The following is a 14,245-nucleotide window of genomic DNA, read 5'->3' on the forward strand; positions in this document are numbered from 1 at the left end:
CAGTATTCAAGCCAACATCTATCACTGGTCAGTTATTTTTGCCAGCCTGCACTAGGTTTCTACTTACAACAAGACGCTGTATCTCTTGTTTGAGTTCTGTTATCGTTCCTTGCAACTGCTTGATTACGATCGCCTGTTCAATAATGATATCTACCAGTTCTTCTTTTGACAGCTGGCACAGACTTTCCCGGTCTAGTTTTTCAGGCAGGTCTTGGTTCATGATTGTGATACTCTACCTCAAGCGTCTCCTTTGTCAATACCCCCACCTGAATCCTTACCGAAGTACAAAACCATCGTTCGTTCTAGAACTGCCATTAAAAACAGACAGCAAGCAGGACTTAGAGCTACAAGCAAGATTTAACGCAGCTATGCGGCTGTACAACAATGTTCTTGGAGAAGCTAAAACGCGGATGGAGTTAGTACGTACTTCCGTAGCATATCAGGCAGCAAGGAAAATATCTCGTGACCAGAAAAAAGCGCGTAGCGATGCTTTTAAATCGGCACGTGAAGCATATCGCTTTGCCGATTACGATTTACAATCCTACGCAAATAGAGCCGCTAAAGACTCAAAGTGGATTGCTCAAAAAATAGATGCTCAAGTTCAACAAAAACTAGCAACACGTGCGTTTCAAGCTGTTGAGCGTGTTCTTTTTGGCAAAGCGAAGGATGTTCGGTTCAAGGTTGAATCTCGGTTTCGCTCTGTCGAAGGGAAGACCAACAAACAAGGTATTAGATGGAAAGACAATCGTGTTGTCTGGAGTGGGTTAGAACTTTCAGCAATCATTGATACCGAAAATGTTGTCGTTCAGCATGGTCTCTCCTGTCCTGTCAAGTACTGCCGTCTCATCCGGCGTACCTTCGGAGGAAAGCCTAGATGGTTCGTGCAGCTTGTTCTGGAAGGTAAACCTTACCAAAACCCGCAAAACTATGTTTCTGATGGGATAGTTGGTCTCGACCTCAATGTTTCCAATATTGCATTTGTTGCAGATAACCATGCTGATTTGTTGCCATTTGCTGAAGGTGTTCCTACTTTCTCCAAGGAAATAACCAAGTTGCAGCGGCAGATGCAACGCTCTCAACGTGCCAATAATCCCAATAACTTTGAGCAGAACTTTGAAGCTAGCATTGGACGTAAAACTGTTGTCAAAAAAGGTAAACCCAAGAAAGGTAAGCAGCAATGGAAAAAGTCCAACAATTACCGCAACGCCGCAAAAAAGAAACGTGAACTAGAACGTCGTAAAACAGCATATGCCAAGACTCAAAATCGGTGTGTCGTCAACGAGATTTTGAGACATGGGAAGCATATAAAAACTGAGAATGTCTCAGTAAGAGGTTGGCAGAAGCGATATGGGAAAGCCATATCTGCCAAGTCTCCGGGTTTTGTTCAATCAGAATTAGCTCGCAAGGCTGAAAGTGCTGGTGGGCAATTCATTAAGTTCTCTACTCAAAAGACGGCGCTATCTCAAACTCATTTGGATGGTAGTCGCATCAAAAAGTCATTGTCCCAACGAGTTCACCGCGATGTCACGGGTATTCCAGAACATCAACGCGATTTGTTCAGCGCCTTTTTGAGTAGGTCAGTTAATCAGAATCAGTTGGTGTTGCAAGATGCGAGAGAGCAGTATCTGAGGCTGGAACCAGTCTTGTTGGAGGCACATCAACGTTATTTAACCCGCAATTCCCGTAAGCGCGTCTGAAAGCAGGCTGCCTGATTCACCCTCGGAGCGGGTCTCCAACGAGCTACTAATCTCTAGCCAGATAGCCAAGAAGGGCGACAAGCTAGACGTGGATGTGGCGTGATTCTCCGTGTCTTTAGACCGGAGAGGGTTCAATTTAACTGCATTAGACATATTCTTTAAATCTACTTTCTTTCATTCATGTAATAGTTTTCTCAATATAAGCGTTCAGAAACACCAGTTGGTTCGCCATCTCCTTGGCTGACTTATCAGCAGCTAATTTGAGCAAACCGCGTAACTGCTGTCCAACCGAGTATTGTTGTTGCGGTGCGAGAACGATGCCAGCATGACATCTTTGTTGAACCACAAACTCACCGTGCAATCTGCAAAAATCCCTAATGTTGAAGCTATAAATGACTCGCCCTTGCTCAACTGCCCAAATTAGTTGTTCTTCATCGGGATATCCTAATCTATCAGCATCCGCGACTGTAATGATATCCAAATCTGCATTTCGCAGAGCTTGTATCAGCGCCCCTTTAATCGTGTCTTCATCCAAGTACAAACGAATTCGGCTCACGACAGATTTCCTGCTTTATACTCAGCTTCGAGGCGACGACATTCCTCGTTGTAGGCTGCAAATTCGGCGTCAAGCGATTCTTTGTTGGCATAATAGTACGCCAAAGCGCTATAAATCCCTGCTAGCGTCAAGTGCGGTTTATCTTCCAAAATTTCTTCAGGCGTGACACCTGCTTTAATCTCATTCACGATGTACTGAACCGTAATGCGAGTTTCGGCGATGCGGGGACGACCACCGCAAGTTCCCGGCGTACGGACAATTAGCGTACCAATGTCGGTAATGGTCTGCATAGCTCGTTTGCTAAATTTTGCTCCCATAATTAAGAACTCTAGCACTTATCATAGAGGGGTTAGAAACTGTAACTTAATTCCTGGACAAAACTACCCACTACTACTCCTGATTGGGTAGGTTTGATATAAGTTGGTCAACAAAATCTCTAAGCTGTTCTTGCCAATTGGGGACGGCTTTAAGTTTTTCTAGCTGTCCTTTTCGACCTTTAAAGCTTATCGGTTTAGTGTCTAAAGGTTCATCTCCATACGGTAAAGCACCAAGTTTATGTTTTTTCTGAAAAGGCATTGACTATTGTTCTCTATATCAGTAGACTAATATATAGCAGATATGAAGAGGTCGAGTCAATGCTGCTAGGTTTTAAAACAGAATTGAAACTGAATAAGGCGCAGCGCATAGCATTAACAAAACATTGCGGTGTAGCTCGCCATGCTTGGAATTGGGGTCTTGGGCTGACAAAGCAGATACTTGACCACAACAAGACAAATCCCGATTCTAAAATCAAATTTCCTAGCGCTATTGACTTACACAAATGGTTAGTAGTATTGGTGAAGTCTGAAAATGAATGGTATTACGAGTGTTCTAAAAGCACGCCACAACAAGCATTAATAGCTTTGCGAGAAGCTTGGAAACGTTGCTTTAACAAAACTGCTGGCGTTCCTAAGTTCAAGAAAAAAGGTAGACGTGACTCTTTCACGCTTGAAGGCACAATCAAAATTCTGGGCAATAACAAAATCCAAGTACCTGTAATTGGTGTACTCAAAACTTATGAACGACTACCACAGGTATTAACTAAGTCTTGTACAATATCTCGCCAAGCGGATAGATGGTTTATTAGTTTCAGATTCGATGTAGAAATCCAAGAATCACATAACACAGACGTTGTAGGCGTTGATCTTGGAGTCAAAGCACTCGCTACAATCTCAACTGGTGAAGTAATTCTAGGAGCTAAATTCTACAAAAAATATGAAGAAAAACTATCCAAAATGCAATGGTTGAACCGCCATAAAATTATCGGTTCGGCTAATTGGAAAAAAGCACAGATGCAAATAGCTAGACTTCATATGAAGATAGCTAGCATCCGAAAAGATACCTTGCACAAACTCACAACACTGCGCGAGCCTTGAACCACGGCACAGTAGTCATTGAGAATTTGAACGTATCAGGAATGTTAGCTAATCATAAACTGGCTAAAGCAATAGCTGATATGTCTTTCTTTGAGTTTCGTCGTCAATTGACCTACAAATGTCAGTTGTATGGTTCAAAGTTGGTTGTGGTTGACCGATGGTTCCCATCTAGCAAGACTTGCTCTAACTGTGGAACCAAGAAAGAAACACTCGGACTGAATGAACGAGTATTTGAATGTGGTCATTGTGGCTTTGTCATTGACCGCGACTTGAACGCAGCAATCAATTTGAAGCGAAGCGGTTCCTTTTAGGAACTAGAACGCGGTCAGTTAGACCGTTTGAGCCTGTGGACTGGTTAACGCCGACGTTGCCAGGATGAAGCAAGGAAGTAAACGAAACCCAAAGCAACTCGGCTAGTACAAGTTATCTAGGATAGAAAAGTCTAGTTATGGGTAGCTTTGGGTAGGTGTTATGTAACGGTTGAAACAACAATCGTGATGTCATCAGATATGGAGAACAACTAGATTTCCAACCATACCTTCTATGATGGTTCTGTATCCGCTTTCAGATTTTATAGACTGCAATTGTGCTATCAGCAATTCCTCTGCCAGCTATGACTATTAAGGGCGTTGTCGTCAAACGGGCGAACTCCTGCGACTACCCCGCACACCTTTGGTAAAGGCGATTGCGCCGAGCGCAGTGGGCTAAAGCCCAATCGCCTATCAAAGCATAATGGGAGAGCGAGAACCCCTGTGTTTTTAACCAGGGGATGAAGCTCGACGCAAAGGGATTTATCCCTTTGTTTCTGTCGATCTCTTAACTTCTACAAAATGTGATATGATTTTGTAGGAGGTGATGAACAAGTGTTAACTTTAACTTACGAGTACAAAGCAAAGCCTACAAAGGAGCAAATTCAAGTCATTGAACATACTTTAGAAGTATGTCGCAAAGTCTGGAATTTTGCTCTTCGTGAGCGAAAAGACTGGCTAAAGTCTCGTTCGTGTCAGATTAACGCTTGTTCATTAACATCCGAATATATTATTCCAGCCTCAAAGGCTTATCCGACTTACAACAATCAAGCCAAGTCTTTAACACTGGCAAAAGAACAGTATCCAGAACTTAAAACAGTCAACGCTCAAGTGTTGCAGCAAGTATTGAGAAAACTAGAGACCGCATTCATCGATATGAAGCGTAAGGGAATGGGATTTCCTCGCTTTAAAAATCGATACAGAATGCGGTCATTTGTTTACCCTCAATTAGGGAAATCTCAGTTTTTAAGAGGTAACCAAATCAAGCTGCCACAGTTGGGATGGTTAGAGTATGTCAAGTCTCGTGAAATACCTAACGGGTTCGTCGTAAAACAAGCTCGAATAGTTCGGAAGGCTTCTGGATACTTTGTGATGTTGACGTTGGAATCTGACGTTAACGTACCAAATCCAGTCGCCTCTGGTCATCCAGTTGGACTGGATTTGGGTCTAGATAAGTTTGCTGCAACTAGTGATGGAGAGTTAGTTGAACGTCCTCGGTTTTTGAGTTCATTGCATCGCAAGCTGAAATTGCTGCAACGCAAATTGAAGCACAAAAAGAAGGGGTCGAGCAATCGACATAAACTCAATCGCAGGATTGCCCGATTGCATCAACGTATTTCTGATACTCGCAAAGACTGGCATTTCAAGTTAGCTCATAAGCTTTGTGATAAAGCTGGAATGATGTTTGTTGAAGACATCGACTTCCGGACATGGGCTAAAGGAATGCTAGGCAAACATACGTTAGATGCGGGATTTGGGCAATTTATCGAAATCCTGAAATGGGTATGCTGGAAGCGTGGAGTGTATTTTGAGAAGGTGAGCGCATACTACACCTCCCAAGTATGCCCACAATGTGATACTCATACTGGAAAAAAGGAATTGAAGGACAGGGTTCATTCTTGTCCGGAATGCGGTTACACGACTCATCGAGACGTAGCAGCCGCACAAGTGATCCGTAATAGAGGGGTCTCTGGGCTGGGACGCAGCCTGGAAGAAAATGCCTGTGGAGACGATCTGACGGGGACGGGAAACGGTCTAGTTAAGAGTCAAAGAAGCAGGAAGAAGGGTGGAGAGGCGCGACTTCAGTCCGCCTCGTAACATCATTCGAGAATCCCCGCGCATTTATGCCGGGGAGTACGTCAAAGTTTCATGCAATACGTTGCCAATAATCACCGTATTGAATCAACAATTTTTGCTAAAGTTCCTACTCAAGATACTAGTCATTGAGCTCCAAATCGGTAGATGATGTTTAACCATCGCGATTTTTGTCTGGCAGAGGCGATCGCAAACTTATGAGTTGGACTCCGACTAATTTCAGATCATGGCAGTTTATGAAAATCGAGAAGCGTTCATTCCCTACCGTCGCACCGATATTATCAAACTTTGCCTGGAAGATGGTCAGCTAAGTGCCGCTGATGCTCAAAAGTTTCAAGATTTCTGCCAAATCTTATCCGCGTATTACCACTTTCGCTTTCACAAAACGCTGGAAATTATCAAAGACAACTACGTACCCTTCAATCCCAATGCAGATGTTCAACCACTCACTCAACCAACCTTCGACCAATACGACGAGATGGAGTCAAAAGTAGTTGATGCATTTCAACACATTTTAGAAAGAGCGAATTACATTCTTTTGCCTGAATCAATTGTACAACGAGCATTGGGAAAGAAATCTCTGATTGATTTGAAAACTCAGGTTGATTTCGATGACTTTGAGCGTTTCTGTTGCTATTACCAAGGCGATATTGACCAGAAAATTTCGCTGAAAAAGTTCTTCTTTTGGCAGGAAGAAAAGACGATTAATATTTTGGAACGAATTGTTTTACTCATTAAGTTCAAAGAAGCGGCTTACTTTCGTGCCAGAAAAGTCAAGATAGAGGAGTTGAACTTTACCCCTGGTAAAATGTATGTTTACTTCTACAAGAATATTCCAAAACTAGATATTGACTTACTCTTTCCGAATGTTATTACCAGTATGACTTGGAAAGATCGACTGTTATTTGGAATTCCTGCAATTGGGGCTGCAATTCCCCTCGTCTTAAAAGCATTACCGAATCTGTTATTGCTCATAGCTGCAATTTCGTTAGTGTTTAATGCATCATCTTTAGTGGAATTGCTAGATGTAGAACAGGAGCAGATCCGAGATGTCATGCCCATTCTAGTAGCAACGCTATCTTTGGGGATTGCCCTGGGTGGATTTGCCTTCAAGCAATACACCAATTACAAAAACAAAAAAATCAAGTTCCAAAAAGATGTTACTGACACACTTTTCTTCAAAAATTTAGCCAACAATGCCAGCGTCTTTCAAATGCTCATCGACATGGCTGAGGAAGAAGAGTGTAAGGAAATTATTCTGGTATATTACCATCTCCTTACCAGTCCGACTCCGTTGAATCCTAAACAGTTAGACTCTCGCATCGAAACTTGGATGGAAAGGAAGCTGGGTATTACGATTAACTTCGATATCCAGGGTCCGTTAAACAATCTGCAAGATATTCGTGGCAAAGTGATCACAAATGCTGAAGAAGCAGATATTGTCCCGGAAATGCCTTTATTAAGCTATGATAACCAGGGATTTTGCCATGTTCTACCTTTGGAGGATGCCAGAGCAGTGATTGATTATGTTTGGGATAATGCCTTCCTTTATAACGGGATAGCCTTATAGAAAAGTTGCTGATAAGTTTAAGTAATATCATGTCCGGATAAACAGTTGTAAAAACGAAGAACCTCACCCGCCTCCGGCACCCTCTCCTTGCTAAGGAGAGGGTTGGGGTGAGGTAAAGCAGGAATTATAAGTAATCAACCGGACTTGATATAAGCCAGATTAGAAGCTTTATATGGTAGTTCTGCACTCGCTTTCAGATTTCATAAACTGCAATTCTGCTGTCAGCGACTTATCTGTTAGCTATTGGTATGAAGGGCGTTGTCCTCAAACTAGTGAACTCCTGAGACTACCCCGCACCCCAATGTCTGAGGCGATCGCCCATGCTTTAATGCAACATCTTGCCACGGATGACCGTTATTCCTCTGAAGGCAAAATGTATGGAGTATTACTAGTGGAACTGCCTACTGGCGAACAACGGGTACTCAAAGCTTTCTCCGGGCTACTGAATGGTGACAGCGTGGCTGAGGGCTGGGTACCGCCCATTCCAGGACGAGACGAAGTGGCATTAGAGGAAATCCGCACTTTGGCGCAATTGGACGCTATCAAGCAGGAACTGATTACCCTCAAGCAACTTCCACAAAGGCAGCAATACGAAACGCTTAGGAGTGAGTTTGAGTTACGCCTGCAACAAATGAGCGATCGCCATCGAGATTGCAAAAACCAACGACACGAAAAACGTCAGATATGCTACGAAAAGCTAATTGGAGAAGCGCTCATAGTTGCGTTGGAACAACTCGACGAAGAAAGTCGTCAGCATGGAATTCAGCGACGGCAACTTAAACGCCAACGGGATGAAGTCTTGCAGCCGCTTCAGCACCTCATTGCAGCAGCAGATGCCCGGATGGGTGAACTGAAACAGAGACGTAAAGAACTGTCCCGCCAACTCCAGGCACAGATGCACGCTACTTACACCCTGATGAATTTTTTAGGACAATCTTTATCGTTGCAGCAGTTGATACCAGAAGGTATGCCCACAGGAACAGGAGACTGTTGTGCGCCAAAGCTGCTGCATTATGCGGCAACACATAGTCTAAAACCATTGGCAATGGCAGAGTTTTGGTGGGGAAAGTCGTCCTGCAATCAGGACAAAGTCCAGGGAGAATTCTATGGAGCTTGTGCAGAACGCTGTCAGCCATTAATGGGGTTTCTGCTGTCAGGATTGAGACCTAACCCCCCTACCCCCTTCCCTCGTAGGGAAGGGGGAGTTTTAAGCCTCTCCTCACCTCCCCCTAACCCCCTCCTACAAGGAGGGGGACAAGGAGCAGCTTTTGTTGCTAAAGGGGTTTGGGGAGAGGTAATACCTATTCTTTATGAAGACGAATGGTTGATTGCTGTCAACAAACCCGCAGGGCTACTTTCAGTACCTGGTCGTTATCGCGACACCCAAGATAGTGTCCTCAGTCGTTTGCGTCAACTGTCACCAGATGGGATGGAGATTATTGCGGTGCATCGTTTGGATCAGGAAACATCTGGTATTCTTCTGTTGGCTCGTGACAGGCATACCTATCGTCAACTCAGTGAGCAGTTTCAAAAACGGCAGGTTCACAAAGTGTATGAAGCGGTACTTTCCGGTTCTCTAACCACTGACAAAGGTGTGATTGAACTGCCACTGTGGGGAGATCCTCAGAATCGCCCTTATCAGCAAGTCAATTTGCAATATGGGAAACCCAGCGTAACTCACTTCCAGGTGATAGCAACAGAAGGAAACAACACTCGTGTAGAGTTTATGCCGCGAACAGGACGCACCCATCAATTGAGAGTTCATGCTGCTGATGCAAGAGGACTTGGTATACCTATTTTGGGCGATCGCCTTTATGGATGTCATGCAATTGCAAGTCGGTTACATCTGCATGCAAGGGAACTTTCTTTTGAGCATCCACAGTTAGGAGAAACCCTTCATTTACAGGTAAAAACACCATTTTGACGCATCAATTCTAGTTGTGGTAAAATGTCTTACCACATTATTTAAAGTTGCTGCATAAAACTTGACCGACCAATGGACTTTTCATGTCCTCCACAAGTTTTTGCAACATAACCCTCCATGTCAGCTTCCCTAATATTGGATCCTCCGCGCGATGCGCTGCTGGAAAATCACTACCAGAAGCAAGAAGCCGCCCCGGAGCACGAGCTGCCACCACGGGGTAATGGTCCCCTCGAGATTCAGAAGGTTGTACATCATTCCCAGCAGAAGGACACCGACAAGCGTCGGAAACACGCTCCCCTGCCCCCCTCCGAGAAACGTTCCTCCCATGACGGCAGCGGCGATCGCATCCGTCTCCCAGCCAAAGGCGGCCACTGGCTGACCCGCCCCTAGACGACCCGCGAGAACGACACCAGCAAGCCCTGAAAGCAGACCGCTTATCGTGTAGACTGCGAGCTTCACCCGGTCTGGGCTTACGCCCATGAGCCGGGAGGCCTCCTCGTTGTCGCCGACAGCGAATATGTGCAACCCTAATCGGCTCCTATGCAGCATGAACCAGGCTGCGAAATACAGGAGCGCAACCATAAGCACGGGGACAGGGACAGGACCAATAAACCCCCTGCCCAGCCAAACAAGTCCTGAGGCTGCTGATGATACGGCAATTGACTTCTCCTCGGTGATGCTCAGGGCAAGCCCGCGTGCAGCGCTCGCGGTGAATAACGTAACAACGAACGGCTGGAGCCTCGCGCGGGACACGAGAAGACCGTTTACCACACCGAACAAGGTGGTGCTTGCAATGCCGCCGACGATTGCCATGAGGCTTCCCTGAGGAGCGAGCATTGCTGCGACGACGCCGCCTAGAGCAACGAGGGCACCCACCGAGAGATCAATTCCCCCGCTCAGGATCACGACGGTCATGCCCAGAGCCACGATCGCGAGCATGCTGTTCTGTCGCATGATGTTCATGAGGTTAAGAGGCGTCAGGAAGGTTTGATAACGAAACGATGCGAACAGAGCCAAACTAAACAGCAAAAGCAGCGCGCCCTGCGAGGTGAGGAGTCTCGCGAGACGCCTCGAGAGCTGCATACCCGCAAGCGCAAGAGACCTTGTGGCAGCCATGACGCGTTAGACCTCCTTAGGACGCTGTAAAAAAACAGCGAAAAGAATAATTACCGATTTTAAAACCAATGACCAGGTGAACGGAATGAGGAGCATATTGAAGCTGGTGGAGATCACCTGCATGATGAGGGCTCCGACAACAGTTCCGAGCACATTCGCGCGGCCACCGGAGAAGGGTGTGCCGCCAACAACAACAGCCGCGATGGCATCGAATTCCGCGTTGACACCGACCTTGCTGGGATCGGCCATGCTGAGCCTCGCCGTCTCGATGAGCCCGGCAAGCCCAGCAAGCAGGGCGGTAATTATATAGACGATGTATTTCACACGCTCCGCACGGATGCCCGCAAGCCGTGCGGCCTCCTCGTTGCCGCCAACTGCAACGATATGACGCCCGAAAAGCGTAGAGCGGATACAGAAGAAAGCTCCCACAATGACGACGAGCGCAATCACAACCTGAATCGGGATGGACCCGAGATAGCCCTTTCCGAGCGCTTCAAACGTGGAATGGGCAAAGGGAACGAGCTGACCGTCCCCGACGACCTGAGCGACGCCACGCCACATGATCAGAGCCGCCAAGGTGGTGATCAGGGGCTCAAGTTTCAGACGTGAGATGAGAAAGCCGTTGACAAGGCCAATCAACAGGGCGCTCCCCAAGGCGACCGAGATGGCGATCGCCATCCCGTGATTGATAAGCAATGCCACAATGACTGAAACCAATGCCATGGTGGAGCCGACCGTGAGGTCGATGCCACGTGAAGCAATAGCGAACGTCATCCCGACGGCAACGATCATCGTCGTAGACACCTGGAGCAACATATTTAGGGTGTTGCTCACTGTAGCGAAACGCGGAGTAAAGACGGCGTTCGCAACATAGAGAATGAGGAGCGCCGCAGGTGCGCCGAAGTTTGGGTTCCACAGGGTTCCCCAACCCAAACCACGCTTCTTGCTATTCATTTGCGTCTTGCTGTGTTTCATACTGTCCACCGACGGCTCCCCTAGGATCTGCGCCTTCCGCCATGGCATGCAAAATTGCCTTTATGTTCTTCTGCTCGCCGCTGAGTTGGGCGACTGACCGCCCGTCACGCAGGACGACGACACGCTGTGAGCCTTCAACGAGCTCTTCCACTTCTGATGAAATCATGAGAACCCCAAGCCCTTGCTCCGCCAGTTCGGCAATGAGCCTTTGGATCTCGCTTTTTGCACCAACGTCGATACCGCGAGTCGGCTCGTCGAGGAGAAGAAGTTTCGTATTCTTGCACAGCCATCGCGCGAGAAGGACCTTCTGCTGATTGCCGCCCGAGAGTTCGTGGATCTTCTGCTCGGCGCTCGCCGCCTTGATGCCAAGACGCTGCATGAAACGGGCGACGAGCTCGCCCTGTCGTTTCCTGGAAACGATGCCCCATTGCGTCAGGGCTGGTAGGGCGGCGAGCGTGAGGTTTTCGCGCACCGAAAGCTCAGGGATGATCCCGTCCGCCTTGCGGTCTTCTGAGAGGAAAGCCATCCCCGCGTCGATGGCGTCATGGGGATCACTCAGGGAGAGAAGGCTACCTTCGAGTTTTACGGTTCCATTGTCAAGTGGTTCAGCCCCAAACAGAGCGCGCGCCGTTTCGCTGCGACCAGAGCCGAGCAAACCCGCAAGCCCAACAATTTCGCCATGCCGCACTTCAATTGAGACGCCGTTGAGCCGGTTCTGATATTTGAGAGCTTCCGCCTGCAGGAGCACTGGCTGACCTGCCGCGTTTTGCGGTCGTCCCGCGAACGCCGTGACTCCTTTGCTCACCTCCGAGGGCTTGCGCCCCAGCATATGACAAACGAGATCTAGGCGATTGAGCGTGGTCAGCGACTGCGTCACGATGTTACGCCCATCACGCAGGACCGTCACGCGATCGCACACGGCGTAGAGTTCTTCAAAACGGTGGCTGACGTAAACAATCGACGTTCCTTCCGACTTGAGTCTACGCATAACGTCAAAAAGAACAGATACCTCGGTTTCCGTAAGCGAGCTTGTGGGTTCATCGAGGATGAGCACCCGTGCATCAAAGGATATAGCCCGCGCGATCGCCACCATCTGGCGATGGGCAATATTGAGCGAACCAACCACCGAGCGCGGGTCGATATGCAACCCCAAGCGCTCCAGGATCTCAGCTGCCCCGATGTTCATGCGCCGTCTATCGATGATGCCGAGGCGATGCGGCTCTCTGCCAAGAAAAATATTCTCGGCAACGGTTCGGAAATCCACCAGCTGGATCTCCTGGTAGACGGCTACGATGCCTACCGCCTGCGCTTCGGTCGGATTCTGAAATGCAACGCTGCTTTGGTCGTACTCTATGACGCCCGAGTCCCGTCGATACGCTCCCGTCATGATTTTGATGAGCGTCGATTTGCCAGCGCCGTTTTCACCGACCAGCGCATGGATCTCGCCTGCCTTCAGTTCAAAATCGACGCCCCAGAGCGCTGGCACGCCGGAAAAACTTTTCTTTATGTCCGTCATGCGCAGGACACTTCGAGTCGCCTGGTTCATCGAAAATTCTGGGTAGAAACCCCGTCCTTCTTTTCTTTATTTTAGGACAGTAACTACTAGTATGCTTCATGCACGAAATCCTTGGCGTTGGTCACGTCGAAGAGTCTGTCCTTGAGAATGATTTTAGGAGGAATTTTCTCGCCAGCAAAATACTTCTCCATTGTGGCGAAAACAAGTGGCCCAAAACGCGGGTTTGACTCGACACTCACGCCCAGCTCACCGCGAATAATCGCCTCGAGCGCGGCTTTCTGACCATCGATTGAACCGACCATTACATCCTTGCCGGGCTTCATGCCATAGGACTTGAGAGCCTGAATGGCACCCAATGCCATTTCGTCGTTGTGAGCATACACTGCGGTGATGTCGGAGCCCTTGGCCTGGATGATGTTTTCCATTACGCGCTGAGCTGCAGCCCGCGAAAAATCCGCCGTCTGCGTGGCGATGATCTTCATGTTGGGATAACTGCCGATGGCGTCGCGAAACCCCTTAGCGCGATCGATTGCGACCGACGAGCCTGCCGTTCCGGTGAGCTCCACGATTGACGCCTTGCCGTTGGTCGCCTGCGCCAGCCATTCGCCAACGCGGCGGCCTTGCGCGATGAAATCCGACCCGAGAAAGCTGACGAAGTGCTCGCCCGGTTTTCCCGCAGCTTCACGATCAATGAGAAACACCGGTATTTTTGCCGCTCTCGCCGCTTCGAGAGCGGGCGTGAGGCCCTCATACTCGCGTGGCGCGAGGAATATGGCGTCAACTTGCCGTGCGATCAGATCCTCGATGTCGGCGAACTGCTTCGACGTCTGCCCCTGGGCGTCCGTCATCAGGAAATCGTAAATTTCCTTACGCTTGGCGGCTTCGTCCTTGATGCTATTCGTTTCGGCGACGCGCCACGGGCCGATGTTCTCCGTCTGCGAAAATCCGACAATCTTTTTCGTTTTCTCGCGCATACAGCCGGACAGCGAGAAAGCCGCGACGGTAATTGCAACGTAGGCGCTAAATACCAGGAACCTTGATATATAAACTCGGACACCTGAGCATCCAACACAGGTTTGATTTTTCATAGCCGTTCCTATCCATCGTGTCTTAGTACTGCATTTCATAAATTCGTATCGCAATAAGGGCTTGTAGTTGCGCTGTCTTCGCGCTTAGCGCAACTACGAACTATAACGCTACGAACTTGTGCAATCTTGTACTTAGCGCTACTTAGAGCTTATCTCGAAACAAAACTTTCACAGAAAAAGAATTACGACGCAAACAAGCTCCCAATCGTAGTGACATCCTCCCACACTAACCGTAAGCGGTATAGTGTGGGCTTCCTCAAATCAC

Annotated in this window: 11 protein-coding genes and 2 pseudogenes; 5 read left to right on the forward strand and 8 right to left on the reverse strand. The window is 47.9% G+C overall.

The features are described 5' to 3' along the window. Positions 1-52: 52 nt before the first annotated feature. Positions 53-220: pseudogene (locus tag AACT52_RS07010) on the reverse strand (IS66 family transposase); the annotation flags it as partial. On the opposite strand from AACT52_RS07010, the gene AACT52_RS07015 reads away from it, so the two are divergent. Then, on the forward strand, positions 219-1,697 hold the full coding sequence (locus tag AACT52_RS07015) for a transposase (RefSeq protein ID WP_233154240.1): 1,479 nt from the start codon (positions 219-221) through the stop codon (positions 1,695-1,697). The pseudogene AACT52_RS07010 and the gene AACT52_RS07015 sit on opposite strands and share 2 nt — an antisense overlap. 178 nt (positions 1,698-1,875) lie before the next feature. Here the strand turns inward: AACT52_RS07015 and AACT52_RS07020 are convergent, their stop codons facing one another. The 3 genes from AACT52_RS07020 to AACT52_RS07030 all read right to left on the reverse strand — a co-directional run bounded on the left by AACT52_RS07020 (position 1,876) and on the right by AACT52_RS07030 (position 2,829). After that, on the reverse strand, positions 1,876-2,253 hold the full coding sequence (locus AACT52_RS07020) for a DUF5615 family PIN-like protein (RefSeq protein ID WP_073636398.1): 378 nt from the start codon (positions 2,251-2,253) through the stop codon (positions 1,876-1,878). Further along, complete coding sequence (locus AACT52_RS07025; protein WP_073636407.1) at positions 2,250-2,543, reverse strand: DUF433 domain-containing protein; 294 nt, start codon at positions 2,541-2,543, stop codon at positions 2,250-2,252. The genes AACT52_RS07020 and AACT52_RS07025 overlap by 4 nt, the downstream gene beginning before the upstream one ends. A 100-nt stretch (positions 2,544-2,643) precedes the next feature. Further along, the gene (locus AACT52_RS07030; protein WP_073636399.1) at positions 2,644-2,829 is read right to left on the reverse strand and encodes a hypothetical protein; all 186 of its coding nucleotides are present in this window, start codon (positions 2,827-2,829) and stop codon (positions 2,644-2,646) included. A gap of 59 nt (positions 2,830-2,888) precedes the next feature. Between AACT52_RS07030 and AACT52_RS07035 the strand changes: the two are divergent. The 4 genes and pseudogenes from AACT52_RS07035 to AACT52_RS07050 all read left to right on the forward strand — a co-directional run bounded on the left by AACT52_RS07035 (position 2,889) and on the right by AACT52_RS07050 (position 9,285). Further along, a pseudogene (locus AACT52_RS07035) lies at positions 2,889-3,979 on the forward strand (RNA-guided endonuclease InsQ/TnpB family protein). A 552-nt stretch (positions 3,980-4,531) separates the two neighbouring features. Next, entirely contained in the window at positions 4,532-5,794 is a 1,263-nt protein-coding gene (locus AACT52_RS07040) for an RNA-guided endonuclease InsQ/TnpB family protein (protein ID WP_073636400.1), read from the forward strand. 223 nt (positions 5,795-6,017) lie between these two features. After that, entirely contained in the window at positions 6,018-7,361 is a 1,344-nt protein-coding gene (locus AACT52_RS07045; RefSeq protein ID WP_073636401.1) for a TMEM143 family protein, read from the forward strand. Positions 7,362-7,533: 172 nt separating this feature from the next. Then, positions 7,534-9,285: an RluA family pseudouridine synthase gene (locus AACT52_RS07050; RefSeq protein WP_073636402.1), complete on the forward strand. Its 1,752-nt coding sequence runs from the start codon at positions 7,534-7,536 to the stop codon at positions 9,283-9,285. A 129-nt stretch (positions 9,286-9,414) separates the two neighbouring features. On the opposite strand, the gene AACT52_RS07055 is transcribed toward AACT52_RS07050, so the two are convergent. From AACT52_RS07055 to AACT52_RS07070, 4 genes are read right to left on the reverse strand one after another with little or no spacing between them, the layout of a single operon-like run. Then, the gene (locus AACT52_RS07055; RefSeq protein WP_073636403.1) at positions 9,415-10,401 is read right to left on the reverse strand and encodes an ABC transporter permease; all 987 of its coding nucleotides are present in this window, start codon (positions 10,399-10,401) and stop codon (positions 9,415-9,417) included. A gap of 6 nt (positions 10,402-10,407) precedes the next feature. Continuing rightward, the gene (locus AACT52_RS07060; protein ID WP_073636404.1) at positions 10,408-11,376 is read right to left on the reverse strand and encodes an ABC transporter permease; all 969 of its coding nucleotides are present in this window, start codon (positions 11,374-11,376) and stop codon (positions 10,408-10,410) included. Beyond that, positions 11,348-12,922, reverse strand: a complete 1,575-nt coding sequence (locus AACT52_RS07065; protein ID WP_073636405.1) for a sugar ABC transporter ATP-binding protein — start codon at positions 12,920-12,922, stop codon at positions 11,348-11,350. The genes AACT52_RS07060 and AACT52_RS07065 overlap by 29 nt, the downstream gene beginning before the upstream one ends. A gap of 56 nt (positions 12,923-12,978) precedes the next feature. Then, a complete protein-coding gene (locus AACT52_RS07070; RefSeq protein ID WP_073636406.1) occupies positions 12,979-13,980 on the reverse strand; it encodes an ABC transporter substrate-binding protein in 1,002 nt (333 codons plus the stop codon). Positions 13,981-14,245 lie beyond the last annotated feature (265 nt).

The organism is Scytonema sp. HK-05 (assembly GCF_963872035.1).
Classification (GTDB): domain Bacteria; phylum Cyanobacteriota; class Cyanobacteriia; order Cyanobacteriales; family Nostocaceae; genus Kalymmatonema.